The following is a 25,974-nucleotide window of genomic DNA, read 5'->3' as shown; positions in this document are numbered from 1 at the left end:
CTTACCCCGAGATGATCTTATCCGCCAATTAGCGCTTCACGCAGATAACCGTTGTGCTGTTTCAGGCGCTCACGCGCCGCTACCACGTCAATGTTAGCCAGAAGCATCAGAATTGCAGGCTTAACCTCATTATCCGCCTGCACCAGCGCCTGCTGCGCTTGCTCCCGCTCGGCTCCCGTTGCTTCAACAACGATGCGGCAAGCCCGGTCTAACAGCTTCACGTTGGTTGCCTTCACATCCACCATCAAATTCTGGTACACCTTCCCCAGCTTAACCATTGCGCCAGTAGAAATCATATTTAGGACCAATTTTTGCGCCGTTCCTGACTTCAACCGCGTCGACCCCGTTAACGCTTCCGGGCCAACCACCGGAGAAATCGCCACCTGCGCTTCCAGTGCAATGGGTGAATGCGGATTACAGGAGATCGCCGCCGTCCGGCAGCCAACGTCACGCGCATAGCGCAATGCGCCAATCACATACGGCGTTCGGCCTGATGCCGCAAGGCCAACAACCATATCGGCAGCGGTGACATCCAGCGCTTTTAAATCCGCCTCACCGAGTGCAGGGTCGTCTTCCGCACCTTCAACTGCCTTAAGTAACGCGCCCGGCCCACCAGCAATCAGCCCGATAACCAGCCCGTGTGGCACACCAAACGTCGGCGGGCACTCTGAGGCATCCAGCACGCCCAAACGGCCGCTGGTCCCCGCGCCCAGATAAATCAGCCGCCCACCCTCCTGCAACGATGCCGTCGCCAGATCGACAGCCTCAGCAATCGCGGGTAAAACCCGCGCAATGGCTTCAGGCACTTTCCGATCTTCCTGATTAAACGCGTGCATCATCTCCAGCGTAGAGAGCTGATCCAGCGCCATCGTTGCCGGATTTCGCGTTTCGGAAACCAGCTTCCCTAAATTAAGATTCTCTCCATCCATCACATCTGAACGCATTCTGCTACCTCATGCTTTATGCCAGCGCTTTCTACACGCCTATGACAAACACCCCTTTTCACCACTATACTGCTTTTGAGACCTATGAAAGTACGCTATTCTGCATCGAATTCACCCTCCACATGCATCTCGCAAAGTAAACAGAGAAACCTCAGTGCGGCTCCCCGGGTTCAGACTCTCCAGTTACACGCTTTTCTTTATTAGCTGTCTGCTGTTTCTGCTGGCGGGTTCCCTACGTGCGGACTGGGATTTTATTACCATTAATCAGCGAACCGAGCAGCTTTATGGCCCGGCTACGCCCGATGCTCGCCGCCGAATAGATGAATGGCAGACGCTGTTGGCCAATTCCCTCAACAAAGAGGAAAAGGCGCTGCTGAGTAGCGTGAACCAATTTTTCAATGACCGTATGCTGTTTCGCGATGATATTGTCGTCTGGAATCAGGAAGATTACTGGGCTACGCCGATTGAAGCGCTGCGCAAAGGTGCAGGAGACTGCGAAGATTATGCGCTTGCCAAGTATTTTACGCTGCGCCATTTAGGCGTCTCAGCGGACAAATTACGCATTACCTATGTTAAAGCCCTGCGTCTGAATAAAGCGCATATGGTAGTGACCTATTATCCCACGCCAACCTCGATTCCGCTGGTGCTGGATAATCTGACCGACAAGATCCAACCCGCGACAGAGCGCACTGATTTAGTTCCGGTGTACGCCTTTAATGGCGGAGGCCTCTGGTTGCCGAGTGCCAGCGGCAGCAACAAACGCGTCGGCGACAGTAAACGACTTTCACGCTGGCAGGATGTATTAACCAAAATGCGTGCCGAAGGGTTTTCAATTGAGGAGTAAAGGTAGGCTATGTCTCTATACAAACAACTACTGATAGCCATCTGCCTGTTTGTGCTAATTATTTTCAGCGGGAGTTTTTTCGTCAGCCTGGAAAATTCGCGTGAACAGTACAATAACCAGCTTCACTCTCACGCGCAGGATGCTGCCACCGCATTGGGGCTTTCCCTGACGCCAAATATTGATGATCCGGCGATGGTAGAGCTGATGGTCAGCTCGATTTTCGACAGCGGCTATTTTTCCAGTATTCGCGTGCGGGATTTAAAAACCGGCAACGTCACGCTGGAACGTACCGCCTCGCCGGATATCCCTGACGTCCCGCGCTGGTTTGTCCGGTTGGTGAACCTGCAACCCGGCGCGGGCGAAGCTATCGTGATGCGCGGCTGGGAACAGGCGGCAAAAGTGGAAGTCGTCAGCCATCCGATGTTCGCAGTCACCCGTTTGTGGCGCAGCAGCACGGCCACCTTCCTGTGGCTGCTCGGCTGTGGCACGCTGGGCGTGTTCCTCGGTGCGCTGTTCCTGCGCCGCCAGCTACGTCCGCTCGATTATATCGTCGACCAGTCGCTGGCGATTACCCGTCGTGAATTCCTTAGCCAGCCAGATTTACCCAATACGCCCGAATTTCGCCGCGTCGCACAGGCGATGAACCTGATGGTCAGCAAGCTCAAAACGCTGTTCGAAGAGGAAGCGGAGCGGAGCGAGCGCTTACGTCAGGAAGCCTATCAGGATCCTCAAACCGGATTGAATAACCGTCGCGCGTTTGACATGCAGTTCAACGATAAACTCGCCGATGAAGAAACCGCCCCCGGTTTTCTTATCATGATTCGCGTTCAGGATCTGGCGGGGATGAATCAGCGGCAGGGCGGCCAGCGTACCGATGCACTATTAGCCTCTGTCGGGCATATCCTGCGTAACACGCAAAAGCAGCATACGAATGCGGAGAGCCTTCTGGCACGCATCCGCGGTGGGGAATTTGCGCTGTTCTGCCCAGGGCTGGTCGATAAAGAAGCCTATGCGCTGATTGGCGAACTGACGCGCAACATCGAAACGTTGTATCTAACAGGCGAAACCGATGTCTCCCCTGTCGCCCAATTCGGCATGGTGCCTTTCCGCACCGGAGACACCGCGCAATCCCTGTTTATTCAGGGCGATCAAGTGCTCACGCGAGCCGAAAGCAATACCGATAGCACCGCGCCTCACGACATACCGTCCGCCAGTGCCGAACAGGTCGAAACCGATCGCCATAGATGGTTTAACCTGCTCGATCCCATTTTGGAACAGGAACGCTTGCAGCTTTTCCTGCAACCAGTCGTCGCCTGTGACGATCCCAGCCAGGTGCTGCATCATAAGGTACTGGCGCGCATTCAGGATGAGCAAGGAAACAGTATCGCAGCAGGCCGCTTCCTGCCGTGGATCCAACGCTTTGGCTGGGATACGCGTCTGGATCAAACGATGCTGCGTGAAGTGCTGGACTATCTTCGCCAGCACGACGGCAATCTGGCGCTGAGCCTGTCCGGCACCACGGTTCTGAATCTTCATCTGCTCGCCGATCTGCTTGCCCCATTGAAGCATCAGCCTGACGTCGCCAGCCGACTGATTCTGGAGCTGGATGAGAACCAATTGCCAGACAGCTCACAGTTGGAAGCCTTAATCAAGCTGCTGAATGAACATGGCTGTGCGCTGGGGCTACAGCATTTTGGCGGGCGCTTTAATATGATCGGCAACCTATCGCAATGGGGTCTGGCTTACCTGAAAGTCGATGGCAGCTACATCCGCAATATCGATCAGGAGGACGATAAACAAATGTTTATCGAAGCGCTGTATCGCGCCACCAACAGTATTGCCCTGCCACTTATCGCCGAACGTGTTGAAACCGCAGGTGAGCTGAAAGTGCTTCAGGAGATGGGATTACAGGGCGCGATGGGACGGCTGCTGGGTGAACCGGTGCCAGCGGTCAGAATCTGATGTAACATTATTTTGGCTAACCGCGTTATTTTGGCTAACCGCGTTTAACGACCCCGGCTTCTCACTACGATAGTGAGAAGCCGGAAACGGCTGAATGGGACGTTAAGGGATAATTTCTTCTTCAAAGCATCATGTTTTTAAAGCGTTATGTTTTTAAAACAGTGAATCTTTAAAACAGCGAGTCTTTAAAACAGTAAGTCATTAAAACATCGTCTCTTCGTCGTCGCCAATCAGCTTGTTCAACCCGCCATTCAAGGCTTCACGCGCCTGCGCACGGTTGATCAACTTCAGCTGTGCCGCCTGAGGGAAATCAGTAATGCTGACCACGCCTTTCTGAATCAAAACCTGAATTAAATCCTCCAGCACGCGCACCATTTCCAGATCGCTTTGCCGCAGTTGCTGGAGGCTGGACATCGCGGCCTGATGACTGCGGAACCAGGCCTGCGCCTCACGCGAATCATCGGACAGTTCGCCGTTCATTTCAGGAAAAGGACTCTTTTCTACCTTCATCAGGTGACCATCACTGTCGCGCTGGATATAAAACATGTTCGGAGACCTTTTACGTTTTTGATAAAGAAAGGAGCCGGGCAGGCCCCCCCTTTTAGTCAGCTAGACGGTTCTGGCTTGCTGACCAGACTTTCAAGCGACGGCAATGCACCGTTATAGTGTTCCAACGTAATCGACACTGCAACCGTTCCGCCTTTATCCGCCGTAAAGTTCCCCGCCGTGCTCACTTCAATCGTCGGTGAACCATGATTATCGGTGATGCGAATATAGCGGCTGATATCGGTACCTTCCTCCAGTTCGCCAACCAGATCGCTTAAATCAATCCGGTCACCTTCTTTAGCATTGAAGTCTTTGATCACATCGTTGCCGATATCGCCAGCCTGCCACTTAAAGGTATCCGCACCCGCTCCGCCGATGAGCGTATCGCCCCCCGCGCCGCCAATCAGGATGTCGTCTCCGCTGCCGCCGTAAAGCAGGTCATTCCCCGCCCCACCATAGAGGGTGTCGTTTCCTCCCTGGCCGAAGAGAATATCATCTCCGTCGCCGCCATTGAGTATGTCATTACCATCTTTCGCCGATGACAAATCAAATTCCGCGCTGTGCGTTGCAATATAGCTATGCATAGCTTTGGCTGTCGGCACACCGGTTTGCATACCTAACTGCTTGCCGATGTAGTTCTGCAAGGCGGTGATTCCGTTGCCGTCGATATTAGGGAATGACACGACATCGCCAAACAGAATGTCATTGCCCAACCCGCCACTCAGTTGGTCATTGCCCGCAGGTATTGATTCGCTGCTGCCCAGAATCGCTTTATTAAGATTAGCAGGATCAATGTGATCCTGAACCACACCGTCGGAGTCATAGCGCTTCAGCGTATCGCCATTTAAATCAGCACCAATACCGATCGCTTCAATCGCTGACTGCTTCTTCAGCAAATTGAAAGCCTCAGTCGCATTGGTATTGCTAACATCGCGGTTGCCTGAATTATCAACCCAGTACCAGTTACCGCGGTAGTCCTGCGCCCAATAGCTGCTGTTATTACCGACGCCGCCCAACGAGGATATTTGATACGTTCCATCCCCCTGCGCGTGTACTTGCCCAATGACCGTCCCAACAATTTTATTACTGTTATCGCTCAAGGCATATTGATAGACGTTCCCTTTACTATCAATCACTTCACGCACAGCACCGCGGACATCCATAGCGTAGGACTGCCCTGGTTTGTAGGCGAAACTATCGATATTCAGCGTTTGGTTCCAGTCACTTACTTTCACGACATCGGCTTCATTCTTCTGATAGAACGTTGGCTCGCCGTCAGTAATGAAATACGTCAGGTTATTCCCCACATTCTTTTTCACCACATCGCTTTGGAACCAGTTAGCCGTCGTTTTGAACACGTCTTCATAGTTGGTTCCACCGCCTTTCTCCGATCCGCCAACCATTGAATTCAATACGGCGGCCAAATTATCCAGTGCATTGGGATCATTCAGGTTTACGGATACGGTTTTACCCACCTGCGTATCAAAGTCAGCCAGAAAAACGTTTACCGTACCGGAGTTTACGCCGCTAGCACTATTGATCAGACTTTTGAACACGTTGCTCAAGGATGTACGCGTATTCTCGATATCCGTTGACGACATACTGCCGGAGGAATCGACCACAAAGGCAATGTTGTAATTCTTGCCTTCAATGATCTGCAACCCAGAGACATCCGCGACCATCACATCGTGGCTAGGTGTACCGAGCATGTTGTCATCGCCGATCGTACCGACACTCATCCCGTACTGCTCAATACCTTCAGTAGAGTAGCCAGTCGCCGTATCGTGGTTGGCAATTTCTGTCGATGTTGCCTGTGCAACCACGTTGAACTTACCTGCATCAACAGGTACGTCGAGCGTAATCTTGCCAGCCAGCGTCTGAACATTATTGGTGTTCTTGATGAGGTACGATCCATCGTCGCCAACGGTGTATTTCACATTGTTAATGTGGTCAGTCAGCACCGTTCCCTGCGGGATCCCTGTGAGCGTAATCCCTGACAGGGTTTCACTGCCATCGATGTCGGTCAGGGCCGCAGACACATCCAACGTATGTGTCTGCGCGCCAGCCTCCGTAGACGTTTTCGTCGTCGTACGACCACTGTTTGCAGCAACTACGGTCCCATCGCCATAAATAATGCCATCAAGGTGATTGCTACCTTGAAGTAACGTTGTTCCTTTATAGGTTACCGACACATTCTCTAGCGTATTGATATTGCTGCTAGCGTTATTATTGGTACCAACCGTACTACCATATCCTTGCGTTTTCGTACCTTGGATAAAGACATAATCGGAATCTGTCCCAGAAAAAATGGTATCCAGATTCCCCTGAACCGCATTGAGAGAACGCCAATTGCCGTCCTGCCAGTAACCGCTACCATCGTGTACCACAAAGATATCGGTATAGTTACCCGTTCCTTTAGGGTTACCATTCCCATTATCTTTACCGTAATATTTGATTTGATCAGTAGGATGATCCGATTTCGGTGCCGTATCCCCCGGGCTTAACCAAACGCGGACATCCGAACCAATTTTGACGATTTTGCCATCCTGAACATCAAACCCGTTCGGGTTATTACTGCCGCCGTTTACCTGAATAATCGTCGATGTTGGCGTCGTATCACCGGATGTCACCGAAAGCGTCACCGTCGGAGCATCCGCCACTGGCGTAATACCAATGTGCAACACGGCTGTATCGCCCGTGTTCCCTGCGCTATCGACAGGCCGATAAGCAATGTCACCCAGCGCTGCACCTGAGACATTATTCGCGGGCGTAAAGCGCAGATCGGTATTGCCAACCGTAAAGGATTGTCCAGCAGTGACCGCTTTCCAACTTCCGCTATCGTTAAAATAGAGCGTGCCAGCGGCAGCAGGCGGCAGAGACGAAATCACGATGCTTGTGGTATCGCTCGATACACCCAGATCGCTCCAGCCAATGTGCAGCGGCGTGTCTTCCGTACCAGACACCGTGTTGTTGTGTGCGGCTGGCGGCGTAATATCCATGATAGCCTGACTGTTATCATGCGCCTGATTACCTGCCGCATCGGTTGCCGTCGCCCCTGCGGTAATCTTGCCTTCCGCTAACGTACTTAGATCGACAGTCGTCTGCCATTTTCCGTTCGTCACGGGCACGTCATGCAGCGTAACCGACTTACCATTCACGTCGGTAAAGACCAGATCGACCTTCTTCTCGTTGCTCGTGCCGCTAACTACGGTGTTTTCTGACTCACTTTGGCTGACATAGCCATCGTTATCCGCGAAATTCGTAATATCAATGTCTGGTGCAACCGTATCGACACCATAAGTGTGACTGGTGTTGGCGGTGGTGACGTTACCCACGGTATCGCGCGTGGTCACGGTCGCCGAGATATCGCCATTCGCGGCTAAAACAGAACCAGGAACATTCACGCTCCAGGTTTTACCATCGGTATTCACCGTCGTTTGGTAAGTCTCGGTACCGACTTTAACCGTAACCGCATCACCCGCTTTGACGTCGTTATCAACTTTACCCGTCACGGCGATGGTCTGGCCGGATTCACTGGCGTTAATGATGTTATCCGGCGTGACATTGTCGATACTGATAGAGGCTGTTGGTGCAACGGTGTCCACACCGTAAGTGTGAGAAGTATTGGCGGTGGTGACGTTACCCACGGCATCACGCGTGGTGACCGTTGCCGAGATATCACTATTGGCGGCCAGCACCGATCCCGGAACATTCACGCTCCAGGTTTTGCCATCGGCATTCACCGTCGTCTGATAGGTCTCGGTGCCGACTTTAATCGTAACGGCATCGCCTGCGTTAACTTCATTGCCGACCTGACCGGTGACCGCAATGGTCTGACCGGATTCACTGGCGTTAATCACGTTATCGGACGTGACGTTATCGATGGTAATCGACGCCATAGGCGCAACGGTGTCCACATCGTAAGCGTGGCTGGTGTTCGCCGTGGTGACATTACCTGCGGTATCACGCGTGGTGACCGTGGCACTCACATCGCTATTTGCGGCCAGCACCGATCCCGGAACATTCACGCTCCAGGTTTTGCCATCGGCATTCACCGTCGTCTGGTAGGTCTCGGTACCGACTTTTACTGTAATCGCATCGCCCGCATTGACTTCATTACCCACCTGACCTGTCACCGCAATCGTCTGACCGGATTCACTGGCGTTAATGATGTTATCCGGCGTGACATTGTCGATACTGATAGAGGCTGTTGGTGCAACGGTGTCCACATCGTAAGCGTGAGAAGTATTGGCGGTGGTGACGTTACCCACGGTATCGCGCGTGGTGACCGTTGCCGAGATATCACTATTCACGGCTAAAACAGAACCAGGAACATTCACGCTCCAGGTTTTACCGTCGGCATTCACCGTGGTCTGGTAGGTCTCGGTACCGACTTTCACCGTGATCGCATCACCGGCTTTCACGTCGTTATCGACTTTACCGGTCACCGCAATCGTCTGACCGGATTCGGTCGCGTTAATGATGTTATCCGACGTAACGTTATCAATGGTAATCGACGCCACCGGCGCAACCGTATCGACGCCGTATGTGTGACTGGTATTGGCGGTGGTGACGTTACCCACGGTATCACGCGTGGTCACGGTCGCGCTCACATCACTATTTGCGGCCAGCACCGATCCCGGCACATTCACGCTCCAGGTTTTGCCATCGGCATTCACCGTCGTCTGATAGGTCTCGGTACCGACTTTCACCGTAACCGCATCGCCCGCATTGACGTCGTTATCAACTTTACCCGTCACGGCGATGGTCTGGCCGGATTCACTGGCGTTAATGATGTTATCCGACGTGACATTATCGATACTGATAGAGGCTGTTGGTGCAACGGTGTCCACACCGTAAGTGTGAGAAGTATTGGCGGTGGTGACATTGCCCACGGTATCACGCGTGGTCACGGTCGCCGAGATATCACCATTAGCGGCTAAAACAGAACCAGGAACATTCACGCTCCAGGTTTTGCCATCGGCATTCACCGTCGTCTGATAAGTCTCGGAGCCAACCGTAACGGTGATCGCATCACCAGCTTTCACTTCATTACCCACCTGACCAGTGACCGCGATGGTCTGGCCGGATTCACTGGCGTTAATGATGTTATCCGGCGTGACATTGTCGATACTGATAGAGGCTGTTGGTGCAACGGTGTCCACATCGTAAGCGTGACTGGTGTTGGCGATGGTGACGTTACCCGCCGTATCACGCGTGGTGACCGTCGCACTCACATCACTGTTTGCGGCCAGCACCGATCCCGGAACATTCACGCTCCAGGTTTTACCGTCGGTATTCACCGTCGTCTGGTAGGTCTCGGTGCCGACTTTAATCGTAACGGCATCACCCGCTTTGACGTCGTTATCAACTTTACCCGTCACGGCGATGGTCTGGCCGGATTCACTGGCGTTAATCACGTTATCGGACGTAACGTTATCGATGGTAATCGACGCCATAGGCGCAACGGTGTCCACATCGTAAGCGTGACTGGTGTTGGCGATGGTGACATTACCTGCGGTATCGCGGGTGGTCACGGTGGCGCTCACATCACTATTGGCGGCCAGTACCGATCCCGGCACATTCACGCTCCAGGTTTTGCCATCGGTATTGACGGTCGTCTGGTAGGTCTCAGTACCGACTTTAACCGTGATCGCGTCGCCCGCTTTAACTTCATTGCCGACTTTACCGGTCACCGCAATGGTCTGGCCGGATTCGGTCGCGTTAATCACGTTATCGGACGTGACATTGTCGATACTGATAGAGGCTGTTGGTGCAAAGGTGTCCACACCGTAAGTGTGACTGGTATTGGCGGTAGTGACATTGCCCACGGTGTCACGCGTGGTGACCGTTGCCGAGATATCACCATTCGCGGCTAAAACAGAACCGGGAACATTCACGCTCCAGGTCTTGCCATCGGTATTCACCGTCGTCTGGTACGTTTCAGTACCGACCTTGACCGTAACCGCATCACCCGCTTTCACGTCGTTATCAACTTTACCCGTCACGGCGATGGTCTGGCCGGATTCACTGGCGTTAATCACGTTATCGGACGTGACGTTATCGATGGTAATCGACGCCATAGGCGCAACGGTGTCCACATCGTAAGCGTGGCTGGTGTTGGCGATGGTGACGTTACCCACGGCATCGCGCGTGGTCACGGTCGCCGAGATATCACCATTCGCGGCTAAAACAGAACCCGGCACATTCACGCTCCAGGTTTTGCCATCGGCATTCACCGTGGTCTGGTAGGTCTCGGTGCCGACGGTAACCGTAACGGCATCGCCCGCTTTGACGTCGTTATCAACTTTACCCGTCACGGCGATGGTCTGGCCGGATTCGGTAGCGTTAATGATGTTATCCGACGTGACATTATCGATACTGATAGAGGCTGTTGGTGCAACGGTGTCCACACCGTAAGTGTGAGAAGTATTGGCGGTGGTGACATTGCCCACGGTATCGCGCGTGGTGACAGTCGCACTCACATCGCTATTTGCGGCCAGCACCGATCCCAGAACATTCACGCTCCAGGTTTTGCCATCAGTATTGACGGTCGTCTGGTAGGTCTCGGTGCCGACGTTGACGGTAATCGCATCGCCCGCTTTAACTTCATTGCCGACCTGACCCGTCACCGCAATCGTCTGGCCGGATTCACTGGCGTTAATCACGTTATCGGACGTAACGTTATCGATGGTAATCGACGCCATAGGCGCAACGGTGTCCACACCATAAGTGTGACTGGTGTTGGCGGTGGTGACGTTACCCACGGTATCGCGCGTGGTCACGGTCGCCGAGATATCGCCATTCGCGGCTAAAACAGAACCAGGAACATTCACGCTCCAGGTTTTACCATCGGTATTCACCGTCGTTTGGTAAGTCTCGGTACCGACTTTAACCGTAACCGCATCACCCGCTTTGACGTCGTTATCAACTTTACCCGTCACGGCGATGGTCTGACCGGATTCGGTCGCGTTAATGATGTTATCCGGCGTGACATTGTCGATACTGATAGAGGCTGTTGGTGCAACGGTGTCCACACCGTAAGTGTGACTGGTATTGGCGGTGGTGACGTTACCCACGGTATCGTGCGTGGTGACCGTCGCCGAGATATCGACATTCGCGGCTAAAACAGAACCTGGAACATTCACGCTCCAGGTTTTGCCATCGGCATTCACCGTCGTCTGATAGGTCTCGGTGCCGACTTTAATCGTAACGGCATCGCCTGCGTTAACTTCATTGCCGACCTGACCTGTCACCGCAATGGTCTGACCGGATTCACTGGCGTTAATGATGTTATCCGGCGTGACATTGTCGATAGCGATCGACGCCACCGGCGCAACCGTATCGACGCCGTATGTGTGACTGGTATTGGCGATGGTGACGTTACCCACGGCATCGCGCGTGGTCACGGTCGCCGAGATATCACCATTCGCGGCTAAAACAGAACCCGGCACATTCACGCTCCAGGTTTTGCCATCGGCATTCACCGTGGTCTGGTAGGTCTCGGTGCCGACGGTAACCGTAACGGCATCGCCCGCTTTGACGTCGTTATCAACTTTACCCGTCACGGCGATGGTCTGACCGGATTCACTGGCGTTAATGATGTTATCCGACGTGACGTTATCGATGGTAATCGACGCCACCGGTGCAACGGTGTCCACATCGTAAGCGTGGCTGGTGTTCGCCGTGGTGACATTACCTGCGGTATCGCGGGTGGTCACGGTCGCCGAGATATCACCATTCGCGGCTAAAACAGAACCCGGCACATTCACGCTCCAGGTTTTGCCATCGGCATTCACCGTCGTCTGATAAGTCTCGGAGCCAACCGTAACGGTGATCGCATCACCAGCTTTCACTTCATTACCCACCTGACCAGTGACCGCGATGGTCTGGCCGGATTCACTGGCGTTAATGATGTTATCCGGCGTGACATTGTCGATACTGATAGAGGCTGTTGGTGCAACGGTGTCCACATCGTAAGCGTGACTGGTGTTGGCGATGGTGACATTGCCCACGGCATCGTGCGTGGTGACCGTCGCACTCACATCACTATTTGCTGCCAGCACCGATCCGGGAACATTCACGCTCCAGGTTTTACCGTCGGCATTCACCGTGGTCTGGTAGGTCTCGGTGCCGACGGTAACCGTAACGGCATCGCCCGCTTTGACGTCGTTATCAACTTTACCCGTCACGGCGATGGTCTGACCGGATTCACTGGCGTTAATGATGTTATCCGACGTGACGTTATCGATGGTAATCGACGCCACCGGTGCAACGGTGTCCACATCGTAAGCGTGGCTGGTGTTCGCCGTGGTGACATTACCTGCGGTATCGCGGGTGGTCACGGTCGCCGAGATATCACCATTCGCGGCTAAAACAGAACCAGGAACATTCACACTCCAGGTCTTGCCATCGGTATTCACCGTCGTCTGGTACGTTTCAGTACCGACCTTGACCGTAACCGCATCGCCCGCTTTGACGTCGTTATCAACTTTACCCGTCACGGCGATGGTCTGGCCGGATTCACTGGCGTTAATGATGTTATCCGGCGTGACATTGTCGATACTGATAGAGGCTGTTGGTGCAACGGTGTCCACACCGTAAGTGTGAGAAGTATTGGCGGTGGTGACATTGCCCACGGTATCGCGCGTGGTGACCGTCGCCGAGATATCGCCATTCGCGGCTAAAACAGAACCAGGAACATTCACGCTCCAGGTTTTACCATCGGCATTCACCGTGGTCTGGTACGTCTCGGTACCGACGTTGACAGTAATCGTATCGCCCGCATTGACTTCATTACCCACCTGACCTGTCACCGCAATCGTCTGACCGGATTCACTGGCGTTAATGATGTTATCCGGCGTGACATTGTCGATACTGATAGAGGCTGTTGGTGCAACGGTGTCCACATCGTAAGCGTGACTGATGTTCGCCGTGGTGACATTGCCCACGGTGTCACGCGTGGTCACGGTCGCCGAGATATCACCATTCGCGGCTAAAACAGAACCAGGAACATTCACGCTCCAGGTTTTGCCATCGGTATTGACGGTCGTCTGGTAGGTCTCGGTGCCGACTTTAATCGTAACGGCATCACCCGCTTTGACGTCGTTATCAACTTTACCCGTCACGGCGATGGTCTGGCCGGATTCGGTCGCGTTAATGATGTTATCCGACGTGACGTTATCGATGGTAATCGACGCCACCGGTGCAACGGTGTCCACACCGTAAGTGTGAGAAGTATTGGCGGTGGTGACATTACCTGCGGTATCACGCGTGGTGACCGTCGCCGAGATATCACCATTCACGGCTAAAACAGAACCGGGAACATTCACGCTCCAGGTCTTGCCATCGGTATTCACCGTCGTCTGATAAGTCTCGGAGCCAACCGTAACGGTGATCGCATCACCAGCTTTCACTTCATTACCCACCTGACCAGTGACCGCGATGGTCTGGCCGGATTCACCGGCGTTAATGATGTTATCCGACGTGACGTTATCGATGGTAATCGACGCCACCGGCGCAACCGTATCGACGCCGTATGTGTGACTGGTATTGGCGGTGGTGACGTTACCCACGGTATCACGCGTGGTCACGGTCGCGCTCACATCACTATTTGCGGCCAGCACCGATCCCAGAACATTCACGCTCCAGGTTTTGCCATCAGTATTCACCGTCGTCTGGTACGTTTCAGTACCGACCTTGACCGTAACCGCATCACCCGCTTTCACGTCGTTATCAACTTTACCCGTCACGGCGATGGTCTGGCCGGACTCGCTGGCATTGATCACGTTATCCGACGTGACGTTATCGATGGTAATCGACGCCACCGGTGCAACGGTGTCCACACCGTAAGTGTGAGAAGTATTGGCGGTAGTGACGTTACCCACGGTATCGCGCGTGGTCACGGTCGCCGAGATATCGCCATTCGCGGCTAAAACAGAACCGGGAACATTGACGCTCCAGGTTTTGCCATCGGCATTCACCGTCGTCTGGTACGTCTCGGTACCGACGGTAACCGTAACGGCATCGCCTGCGTTAACTTCATTGCCCACCTGACCCGTCACCGCAAGGGTCTGACCGGATTCACTGGCGTTAATGATGTTATCCGACGTGACGTTATCGATGGTAATCGACGCCACCGGTGCAACGGTGTCCACATCGTAAGCGTGGCTGGTGTTCGCCGTGGTGACATTACCTGCGGTATCACGCGTGGTCACGGTCGCCGAGATATCACCATTAGCGGCTAAAACAGAACCAGGAACATTCACGCTCCAGGTTTTGCCATCGGCATTCACCGTCGTCTGGTACGTCTCGGTACCGACGTTGACCGTAACCGCATCACCCGCTTTGACGTCGTTATCAACTTTACCCGTCACGGCGATGGTCTGACCGGATTCGGTCGCGTTAATGATGTTATCCGGCGTGACATTGTCGATACTGATAGAGGCTGTTGGTGCAACGGTGTCCACACCGTAAGTGTGAGAAGTATTGGCGGTGGTGACATTGCCCACGGTATCACGCGTGGTGACCGTGGCCGAGATATCGCTATTCGCGGCCAGCACCGATCCCGGCACATTCACACTCCAGGTCTTGCCATCGGTATTCACCGTCGTCTGGTAGGTCTCGGTACCGACCTTGACCATAACCGCATCGCCCGCTTTGACGTCGTTATCAACTTTACCCGTCACCGCAATCGTCTGGCCGAACTCGGCCGCGTTAATCACGTTATCGGACGTGACGTTATCGATACTGATAGAGGCTGTTGGTGCAACGGTGTCCACACCGTAAGTGTGAGAAGTATTGGCGGTGGTGACATTGCCCACGGTATCACGCGTGGTCACGGTCGCCGAGATATCACCATTCGCGGCTAAAACAGAACCAGGAACATTCACGCTCCAGGTTTTGCCATCAGTATTGACGGTCGTCTGGTAGGTCTCGGTGCCGACGTTGACGGTAATCGCATCGCCCGCTTTAACTTCATTGCCGACCTGACCCGTCACCGCAATCGTCTGGCCGGATTCGGTCGCGTTAATGATGTTATCCGGCGTGACATTATCGATACTGATAGAGGCTGTTGGTGCAACGGTGTCCACATCGTAAGCGTGACTGGTGTTGGCGATGGTGACATTGCCCACGGCATCGCGCGTGGTCACGGTCGCCGAGATATCACCATTCGCGGCTAAAACAGAACCAGGAACATTCACGCTCCAGGTTTTGCCATCGGTATTCACCGTGGTCTGGTACGTCTCGGTGCCGACTTTAATCGTAACGGCATCGCCTGCGTTAACTTCATTGCCCACCTGACCCGTCACCGCAAGGGTCTGACCGGATTCACTGGCGTTAATGATGTTATCCGACGTGACGTTATCGATGGTAATCGACGCCACCGGTGCAACGGTGTCCACATCGTAAGCGTGGCTGGTGTTCGCCGTGGTGACATTACCTGCGGTATCGCGGGTGGTCACGGTCGCCGAGATATCACCATTCGCGGCTAAAACAGAACCAGGAACATTCACACTCCAGGTCTTGCCATCGGTATTCACCGTCGTCTGGTACGTTTCAGTACCGACCTTGACCGTAACCGCATCACCCGCTTTGACGTCGTTATCAACTTTACCCGTCACGGCGATGGTCTGACCGGATTCACTGGCGTTAATGATGTTATCCGGCGTGACATTGTCGATACTGATAGAGGCTGTTGGTGCAACGGTGTCCACATCGTAAGCGTGACTGGTGTTGGCGATGGTGACGTTACCCACGGTATCACGCGTGGTCACGGTCGCGCTCACATCGCTATTGGCTGCTAGCACCGATCCCGGAACATTGACGCTCCAGGTTTTGCCATCGGCATTCACCGTCGTCTGGTACGTTTCAGTACCGACCTTGACCGTAACCGCATCGCCCGCTTTCACGTCGTTATCAACTTTACCCGTCACGGCGATGGTCTGGCCGGATTCAGTCGCGTTAATGATGTTATCCGACGTAACGTTATCAATGGTAATCGACGCCACCGGCGCAACCGTATCGACGCCGTATGTGTGACTGGTATTGGCGGTGGTGACGTTACCCACGGTATCGCGCGTGGTGACCGTTGCCGAGATATCACTATTCACGGCTAAAACAGAACCAGGAACATTCACGCTCCAGGTTTTGCCATCAGTATTGACGGTCGTCTGGTAGGTCTCGGTGCCGACGTTGACGGTAATCGCATCGCCCGCTTTAACTTCATTGCCGACCTGACCCGTCACCGCAATCGTCTGGCCGGATTCACTGGCGTTAATCACGTTATCGGACGTAACGTTATCGATGGTAATCGACGCCACCGGCGCAACCGTATCGACGCCGTATGTGTGACTGGTATTGGCGGTGGTGACGTTACCCACGGTATCACGCGTGGTCACGGTCGCGCTCACATCACTATTTGCGGCCAGCACCGATCCCGGAACATTCACGCTCCAGGTCTTGCCATCGGCATTGACGGTCGTCTGGTACGTCTCGGTACCGACGTTGACCGTAACCGCATCACCCGCTTTGACGTCGTTATCAACTTTACCCGTCACGGCGATGGTCTGACCGGATTCGGTCGCGTTAATGATGTTATCCGACGTGACGTTATCGATGGTAATCGACGCCATAGGCGCAACGGTGTCCACATCGTAAGCGTGGCTGGTGTTGGCGATGGTGACATTGCCCACGGTATCACGCGTGGTGACCGTGGCCGAGATATCGCCATTCGCGGCTAAAACAGAACCAGGAACATTCACGCTCCAGGTTTTACCATCGCTATTGACGGTCGTCTGGTAGGTCTCGGTACCGACCTTGACCATAACCGCATCGCCCGCTTTGACGTCGTTATCAACTTTACCCGTCACCGCAATGGTCTGACCGGATTCGGTCGCGTTAATGATGTTATCCGGCGTGACATTGTCGATACTGATAGAGGCTGTTGGTGCAACGGTGTCCACACCGTAAGTGTGACTGGTATTGGCGGTAGTGACATTGCCCACGGTATCGCGCGTGGTCACGGTCGCCGAGATATCGCCATTCGCGGCTAAAACAGAACCAGGAACATTCACGCTCCAGGTTTTACCATCGGCATTCACCGTGGTCTGGTACGTCTCGGTACCGACGTTGACAGTAATCGTATCGCCCGCATTGACTTCATTACCCACCTGACCTGTCACCGCAATCGTCTGACCGGATTCACTGGCGTTAATGATGTTATCCGGCGTGACATTGTCGATACTGATAGAGGCTGTTGGTGCAACGGTGTCCACATCGTAAGCGTGACTGGTGTTGGCGATGGTGACATTGCCCACGGCATCGTGCGTGGTGACCGTCGCACTCACATCACTATTTGCTGCCAGCACCGATCCGGGAACATTCACGCTCCAGGTTTTGCCATCGGCATTCACCGTCGTCTGATAGGTCTCGGTGCCGACTTTAATCGTAACGGCATCGCCTGCGTTAACTTCATTGCCGACCTGACCTGTCACCGCAATGGTCTGACCGGATTCACTGGCGTTAATGATGTTATCCGACGTGACATTATCGATACTGATAGAGGCTGTTGGTGCAACGGTGTCCACACCGTAAGTGTGATAAGTATTGGCGGTGGTGACGTTACCCGCCGTATCACGCGTGGTCACGGTCGCGCTCACATCACTATTTGCGGCCAGCACCGATCCCGGCACATTCACGCTCCAGGTTTTGCCATCGGCATTCACCGTGGTCTGGTAGGTCTCGGTGCCGACTTTCACCGTAACCGCATCACCCGCTTTGACGTCGTTATCAACTTTACCCGTCACGGCGATGGTCTGACCGGATTCACTGGCGTTAATGATGTTATCCGGCGTGACATTGTCGATACTGATAGAGGCTGTTGGTGCAACGGTGTCCACACCGTAAGTGTGACTGGTATTGGCGGTAGTGACATTGCCCACGGTGTCACGCGTGGTGACCGTTGCCGAGATATCACCATTCGCGGCTAAAACAGAACCGGGAACATTCACGCTCCAGGTCTTGCCATCGGTATTCACCGTCGTCTGGTACGTTTCAGTACCGACCTTGACCGTAACCGCATCGCCCGCTTTCACGTCGTTATCAACTTTACCCGTCAGCGCAAGGGTCTGACCGGATTCACTGGCGTTAATGATGTTATCCGACGTGACGTTATCGATGGTAATCGACGCCATAGGCGCAACGGTGTCCACATCGTAAGCGTGGCTGGTGTTCGCCGTGGTGACATTACCTGCGGTATCACGCGTGGTGACCGTGGCACTCACATCGCTATTTGCGGCCAGCACCGATCCCGGAACATTCACGCTCCAGGTTTTGCCATCGGCATTCACCGTCGTCTGATAGGTCTCGGTGCCGACTTTAATCGTAACGGCATCGCCTGCGTTAACTTCATTGCCGACCTGACCTGTCACCGCAATGGTCTGACCGGATTCACTGGCGTTAATGATGTTATCCGGCGTGACATTGTCGATACTGATAGAGGCTGTTGGTGCAACGGTGTCCACATCGTAAGCGTGGCTGGTGTTCGCCGTGGTGACATTACCTGCGGTATCGCGGGTGGTCACGGTGGCGCTCACATCACTATTCGCGGCCAGCACCGATCCCGGCACATTCACACTCCAGGTCTTGCCATCGGTATTCACCGTCGTCTGGTAAGTCTCGGTACCGACTTTCACCGTGATCGCATCACCGGCTTTCACGTCGTTATCGACTTTACCGGTCACCGCAATCGTCTGACCGGATTCGGTCGCGTTAATGATGTTATCCGACGTAACGTTATCAATGGTAATCGACGCCACCGGCGCAACCGTATCGACGCCGTATGTGTGACTGGTATTGGCGGTGGTGACGTTACCCGCCGTATCACGCGTGGTGACCGTCGCACTCACATCACTGTTTGCGGCCAGCACCGATCCCGGAACATTCACGCTCCAGGTTTTGCCATCGGCATTCACCGTCGTCTGATAGGTCTCGGTACCGACTTTCACCGTAACCGCATCGCCCGCATTGACCTCATTGCCGACCTGACCCGTCACGGCGATGGTCTGACCGGATTCACTGGCGTTAATGATGTTATCCGACGTGACATTATCGATACTGATAGAGGCTGTTGGTGCAACGGTGTCCACACCGTAAGTGTGAGAAGTATTGGCGGTGGTGACATTGCCCACGGTATCACGCGTGGTCACGGTCGCCGAGATATCACCATTCGCGGCTAAAACAGAACCAGGAACATTCACGCTCCAGGTTTTGCCATCGGTATTCACCGTCGTCTGGTACGTTTCAGTACCGACCTTGACCGTAACCGCATCGCCCGCTTTGACGTCGTTATCGACTTTACCCGTCACGGCGATGGTCTGACCGGACTCGCTGGCATTGATCACGTTATCCGACGTGACATTGTCGATAGCGATCGACGCCACTGGAGGCAATGTATCGACCGTTATCGCTTCACTTCCCCCCGTGCCAGGAATACCGGCAGCATCGGTGTAGCTGCTGTCAGAAATACTGACACGGACTTCTCCCTCAAAGTTGGTGGCAGGCGTCAATGTCGCCGTCCAGCGAGTCGGATCATTCGGATCCTGTACCAGATTCGTTACTGCGCCGTTTGTTACGCTGATATCACTGAGATCAAAACCACTAATCGGTTTTGTGAAGACGAAAATTACTGTGCCACCACTGTTTATAACGATGGTGACAGAAGGCGGTGTGGTATCAGTGGTGTCCGCTGTCGCAGCCTGCAACATGGATGAATCGGCGCCATCCAGAACGGATGAAGCACGGTCAGTAAACGATAGACCTGCGGTATCATAACCAATCGGGGTGGTAACGACCTCGGCCGTTAAATTCAGCACCACCGCTGGATTGAAATGCCCACCGCCTCCGTCACCCGCTTCTCCGGTGTTGTCATTACCCGCGGCAGTCGCTTCTAATACTTGCGTTGGGTCGGCCCCCTGAGCGATAGCATCTTGTATCGCAGCAACATCATCAGCAACATCCGCATTGGCCTGAGAGGACGCATTGCTCACATCGCTCCAGCGGCTATCACGTCCTAGATCTAATGTTTTGCCATCGGGTAATGTGATTGAAACCGCGCCATTAGCGCCAGTTACTACTTCTTCACCGCTGTAAACCCGATCGCCAGCAACCAGCAATCTCTGGCTTCCATCAAGCGCGACGATAAACACTTGTCCAATAACGAATTTAATGACACCAATCACACCATTCAAAATACTTTCTCCTTGATATCTATAATTATTTTTATAATGTGGCGATATTGCGGCTATAGATTTTTGCTATCATCCTGATAAGGTTGATTTGCTGTGTGTCGTCCCGACATTTTATGAAAAAATCGTTACGATAGTGCTGTCGTGATGCGTCAAACGCTTGACTCAATGCACGATATAATAAAAAATTCAGAATATTCTTTCCAGAAATTTACTCATTTCGAGTAGGTCTTATTTTTCTCGCATTAAGGCCCTTTCAGAAATGGTGTTTAACACATTGATATAAAAGGAATAAAATAAAATCAACTCGTTAAGCGTTTATATAACACTCAAACACTTTAATAGGAATAATCACAAATAAAGTTTTTTTGTGAAGGAAAACTGCTGATGATGCGTAGATATTATTTTGCTTTATTACCTTTTATTACCGTTTTTTCCACAGCGACGACACATGCCGAGACGATTCAGGAAGCAATAAAAAGCACGCTTTATACACATCCTGAAGTCAGCGCCGCCATTAATAGCCGTTTTTCTGCCGAACATGATTTGCGTGCGGCAAAAGGCGGATATCTCCCCTCCATCACGCTAAGTGCTGGCGTTGGCCGCGAAGAGACTGATAGCCCCTCGACACGCGCCAGCACCAATAAGCGCGTTGAGCTCAACCGCCAGGAATCGAGTATCAATCTAAGCCAGACGGTGTTTGATGGCTTCGCCACCTCCAGCGAAGTGGGCAGACAACGCGCTACGGTCAATTCACGCGCCTATAAAGTATTAAATACCAGTGAGGCGACGGCGTTAGATACCGTTCAGGTCTATCTCAGTGTGCTGCAACGTCAGGAATTTGTCCGTCTGGCGGAAGCAAACCTTGCAAGCCATGAGCGCATTTACGATCAAATCAGGCTGCGTAGCGAACAAGGCGTTGGGCGATTGGCCGACTTGGATCAGGCCGAAGCACGTCTTGCACAGGCCCGTAACAACGTGCTGACAGAAAAAACCAATCTTGATGATGCCAAAATCAACTACATGAGCATTGTGGGTAAGGTGCCAGAGGATTTGGTGATGCCCGATGCGTCTGCGATAAAACTCCCCGCCTCGCTGGAAGAAACACTGCGCATTATGCTGGCTAACAGCCCGGCGCTGAAATCCGCGGAGTCAGATATTGAAGCCACTCAGCAGCAATATGAGACTTCAAAATCAACGTTTTACCCACGCCTTAACGTTGAGCTCTCTCGCACGATGGATAACAACGTTGGCGGAACACGTGGTCAAAATAATGAGTGGCAGGCGATGCTGCGCATGCGCTACAACCTGTATGAAGGCGGTAGCAGTAAAGCCAACATGGAATCAAAAGCCTATCAGGTAAAAGAAGCACAGGATGTGAGAAATAATGCCCTACGCCTGCTTAGCGAAGAACTCAAGTTAGCTTGGTCAGCGTTAAATAACTCGCGTCAGCAACTGCCGATTGCCGCCGAATATGCCGACCGCAGTATGAAAGTACGAACCGCTTATCAGAAGCAATTTGGTCTGGGAGAAAGGACATTATTGGACCTTCTGGACAGTGAAAACGAGCTGTTCACCGCACAGCGCCGTCTGGTCGAAGTTCGCTTCACCTCCCTCTATACTGAATATCGGATCGCATCCCGTATGGGAGAGCTATTAAACCGTTTGGCGATCCCAGCACCTGATGCCGGTACCAGCCTGACCAACGTCACCACCCAAGCAGAGTTGCCGAGCCTTAATTAATATATTTCATTAGTCAGACGGCGATGAATTATGCTTTATATGCGGGGAATTACGTTGCGTAAGGGAACGTTTAGTTAAATGAAGTTGCATTCAGTACAAGAGACAAATGGTTCTGATAAATCAGCTACCGAGGAGTCTATCGTCCAAGAGCCAGCTGTCCATGAATCGACTGGTGTTCATGAGCCCATCATTCATGAAAATAGTGACCCTCGCAGCCGCCATGACGATCCCTTATTGGATAGTTTGCTGATCCTCTGCACCTTGCAGGGGAAATCCGTCAGTCGTGCCACACTCACGGCGGGGCTCCCCTTAGCCAACCAACGGTTATCGGTAAAATTGCTCCCAAGAGCCGCTGCACGCGCGGGGCTGCAAGGGCGTGTTCTCAAACGTTCTCTGAATAAAATTTCCGAAATGTCGCTCCCAGCGATGCTGCTGTTACGGGAAGGACGCGCGGCGATTCTGTTGGGCTGGAACGCTGACGGCAGCGCACGTCTGATGCCCAGTGAAACAGAAGGCGGAGAAATTTCCGTTGAGCACAATACGCTGCAACAGAATTACCTCGGTTTAGTGATGTTTGCCCAGCCTCGTCATCAGTTCGATTTGCAAAATCCGTCGCTGATCCCCCGAACCAAATCCTGGTTCAAAGATACGCTGAAGCTTTCACGCTCGCTCTATCTCGATGCGGTCCTCGCCAGTTTGCTGGTGAACATTATCGCGCTTGCCACGCCGCTGTTCGTGATGAATGTCTATGACCGCGTTGTGCCCAATCAGGCAACAGCGACACTGTGGGTGCTGGCTATCGGCGTGACCGGCGCATTTATTTTCGATTTGATACTCAAAACGCTGCGTGGCATTTGCCTCGATATGGCGGGCAAAAAAACCGACCTGATTATTTCTGCCACGTTATTTGAACGAATCACGGGCATGTCGATGAAGGCCAGACCGCCACGAATCGGTAGCTTTGCACAAAATATTCACGAATTTCAATCACTAAGAGATTTTCTTTCCTCACTGACGCTGACGACGTTGATCGATTTTCCTTTTACGCTGCTTCTGCTGCTGGTTATCGGCATCATCGGCGGCCCGCTGGTCTGGGTTTCCATACTCGCCTACCCTATTGCCCTGCTGGCGAGCTGGGCGATGCAAAAACCGCTATCCGCCACCATTGAAAAAACGATGCACCTTGCCAGTGAACGGCAGGCTACGCTGATCGAAACCTTGAGCTGTCTGGACGCAATCAAGGTCAATAATGCGGAAAGTGAACGGCAGCACCAGTGGGAACAGACCATTGGCAGCCTGAGCAAGCTGGAAATGCGGGCCAAGGCATTGTCTTCACTGGCGGTAAACCTGACGCAGTGGTTCCAGCAATTTGCTGGCGTTGCCATGATTGTCGTCGGCGTCTATATGCTGATTAACGGCAAACTCAGTATGGGTGGATTGATTGCCTGTTACATGCTGAACGGCAGAGCGCTCATGCCGTTGGGCCAATTGTCTGGCTTGGTCAGCCGTTACCAGCAGGCGCGTTTGACGATGCAAACCACCGAGCAGATGATGCAATTACCGCAGGAGCGTAGCGATAACGAACGCCCGCTGAAACGCGAGAGCATCCGGGGCGGTATCGAATTTCGCGATGTGACGTTCAATTACCCAGAACAAAAAACCAGTTCGCTGCAAGGCATCAGCCTGACCATCGCGCCCGGTGAAAAAGTGGGCGTCATCGGCCGTAGCGGCTCGGGAAAAAGCTCGCTGCAAAAACTGATCGTAAACCTCTATCAGCCTAATACAGGTAATATTCTGATCGACGGCGTCGATGCTCGTCAGTTGGATGTCAGCGATTTACGCCACAATATCGGCTATGTTCCTCAGGATATTCAGCTATTTAGTGGCTCGCTGCGCAACAACCTGATTAGCGGCGCACGCTATGTCGAAGACGAAGCCATGTTGCGAGCCGCAGAAATTTCAGGGGTGAACGAGTTTGCTCGTCTGCACCCCGATGGCTATAACCTTCAGGTTGGTGAACGTGGCCAACAACTCTCCGGCGGGCAGCGTCAGGCTGTCGCGATAGCCAGAGCGCTGCTGCTCGATCCGCCGATTCTGGTGTTGGATGAACCCACCAGTTCGATGGATAACACCAGCGAAGATCGGTTAAAACAAGCTCTGGCCCCCGTGATTGCAGAGAAAACGCTCTTGCTGGTCACCCATCGGGTTTCCATGCTAGCGCTGGTCGATCGTTTAGTGATTGTCGACAGAGGTAAAATTATTGCTGATGGGCCGAAAGTAATCGTGATGGATGCGTTGAAGAAGGGGCAGATCAATGCGTCTCGGTAAATATATCAGACGAATCAAACAGTATTTTGTCGGCGGAGATGAAGAGAGCCTGCAAACGATGCCTGAAGTGAGCCGAGCAATGACCGAGGATTCACCGCGATCGATTCGCTTCACGCTGTGGGCTGTCGGTGCTTTTTTCCTGTTTTTCATCCTGTGGGCTGGGCTCGCAAATATTGATGAAGTCACTCGCGGCGATGGTAAAGCAATCCCATCTTCTCGGCTGCAAAAAATCCAAAACCTGGAAGGCGGCATTATCACGGAAGTGTTCATTCGTGAGGGACAAGTTGTCAATGCAGGCGATCCTTTGCTGCGCCTTGATGATACCCGCTTTGCCTCCAACGTCGGTGAAACCGAAGCCGATCGGCTTGCGCTACTGTCGCGAATTGAACGTCTGAACGCTGAAATCAACGGTCAAGAGCTCGTGCTTTCCGCAGAAATCACGACACAAGCGCCTAAAATCGCGGCAGGAGAAAAAGAGCTTTATAACAGCCGCCGCCAGCAACTGCATAATGAGATATCCGGTCTGGAAGAGCAGTTGATCCAGCGCCAGCAGGAATTGCGGGATTTCTCAGCCAAGGAAATTCAGTTCCGCAATAGCCTAAGCCTGCTCCAGCAAGAAATTAAAATGTCGGAACCGCTGATCGCGGAAGGCGCCATTTCTAAAGTAGAAGTTTTACGCCTGCGCCGTGCTGAGGTTGAAACTCGTGGCCAGCTTGATTCCATCAAGCTCTCCATTCCACGGGCGGAGTCTGCGATTAAAGAGGGCGAAAATAAAATAGAGGAAACGCGTAGTCGCTATAAAAGCGAGGCGTTATCTCAACTTAGTGAAGCACAAACCAGCCTGAACAAAATTGCAGCAACGGGTAAAGCTCTCGAAGATCGGGTAAACCGAACGCTGGTCGTCTCCCCTGTTCGCGGTATCGTGCAGCAAGTTCTGGTGAATACCATCGGGGGAGTGATTCAACCGGGTAGCGATCTGGTAGAAATTGTTCCACTGGATGACAAGCTGTTGGTCGAAGCGAAAATTCGCCCTCAGGATATTGCCTTTTTACACCCAGGTCAGGATGCCATCATAAAATTGACCGCTTATGACTACACCATCTATGGAGGTTTAAAAGGTCAGTTGGAACAAATCAGCCCAGACACCGTCACTGATAAAGAAGGGAACAGCTTTTATATTATTCGCTTACGGACTGATAAGAATTATTTGGGTTCAGCCGATAAGCCGCTTCTTATCATTCCAGGCATGGTGGCTTCTGTTGATATAATCACCGGCAAGAAAACTATCCTCAGCTATTTGTTAAAGCCGATTATTCGGGCAAAAGCAGAAGCACTACGAGAAAGATAATAAAAAAGGCAC

The 25,974-nt window shown here is 53.0% G+C and carries 8 protein-coding genes; 5 read left to right on the top strand and 3 right to left on the bottom strand.

The window, feature by feature from the left end:
* Nucleotides 1–17: 17 nt before the first annotated feature.
* A complete protein-coding gene (gene murQ, locus DMB82_RS05965; RefSeq protein WP_116164585.1) occupies nt 18–944 on the bottom strand; it encodes an N-acetylmuramic acid 6-phosphate etherase in 927 nt (308 codons plus the stop codon).
* A gap of 154 nt (nt 945–1,098) precedes the next feature.
* Between murQ and lapG the strand changes: the two genes are divergently transcribed.
* Nucleotides 1,099–1,788 (top strand): cysteine protease LapG, encoded by a 690-nt coding sequence (gene lapG / locus DMB82_RS05960; protein ID WP_116164583.1) that lies wholly within the window; start codon nt 1,099–1,101, stop codon nt 1,786–1,788.
* A gap of 9 nt (nt 1,789–1,797) precedes the next feature.
* The gene (lapD, locus tag DMB82_RS05955; RefSeq protein WP_116164581.1) at nt 1,798–3,750 is read left to right on the top strand and encodes a cyclic di-GMP receptor LapD; all 1,953 of its coding nucleotides are present in this window, start codon (nt 1,798–1,800) and stop codon (nt 3,748–3,750) included.
* Between the two features lie 201 nt (nt 3,751–3,951).
* Here the strand turns inward: lapD and DMB82_RS05950 are convergent, their stop codons facing one another.
* On the bottom strand, nt 3,952–4,296 hold the full coding sequence (locus DMB82_RS05950; protein ID WP_014916239.1) for a hypothetical protein: 345 nt from the start codon (nt 4,294–4,296) through the stop codon (nt 3,952–3,954).
* Nucleotides 4,297–4,355: 59 nt separating this feature from the next.
* Nucleotides 4,356–20,537, bottom strand: coding sequence for an Ig-like domain-containing protein (locus DMB82_RS05945; RefSeq protein WP_228400066.1), 16,182 nt, complete (start codon nt 20,535–20,537; stop codon nt 4,356–4,358).
* A gap of 393 nt (nt 20,538–20,930) precedes the next feature.
* Here DMB82_RS05945 and DMB82_RS05940 point away from each other — a divergent pair, with 393 nt between their 5' ends.
* The 3 genes from DMB82_RS05940 (at nt 20,931) to DMB82_RS05930 (ending at nt 25,962) form a co-directional block, all read left to right on the top strand.
* Nucleotides 20,931–22,286 carry a TolC family outer membrane protein gene (locus tag DMB82_RS05940; RefSeq protein WP_102118548.1) on the top strand — a complete coding sequence of 452 codons (1,356 nt, stop codon included), beginning with the start codon at nt 20,931–20,933 and terminating at the stop codon, nt 22,284–22,286.
* 78 nt (nt 22,287–22,364) lie between these two features.
* Nucleotides 22,365–24,614: a type I secretion system permease/ATPase gene (locus DMB82_RS05935; RefSeq protein WP_102118549.1), complete on the top strand. Its 2,250-nt coding sequence runs from the start codon at nt 22,365–22,367 to the stop codon at nt 24,612–24,614.
* Nucleotides 24,601–25,962: an HlyD family type I secretion periplasmic adaptor subunit gene (locus tag DMB82_RS05930; RefSeq protein ID WP_116163068.1), complete on the top strand. Its 1,362-nt coding sequence runs from the start codon at nt 24,601–24,603 to the stop codon at nt 25,960–25,962. Before DMB82_RS05935 ends, DMB82_RS05930 begins: the two co-directional genes overlap by 14 nt.
* Nucleotides 25,963–25,974 lie beyond the last annotated feature (12 nt).

It is taken from the genome of Pectobacterium aquaticum (assembly GCF_003382565.3).
GTDB lineage: Bacteria > Pseudomonadota > Gammaproteobacteria > Enterobacterales > Enterobacteriaceae > Pectobacterium > Pectobacterium aquaticum.
Note: the sequence above shows the minus strand (reverse complement) of the source record. Positions and strands in the feature narration are given on the sequence as shown.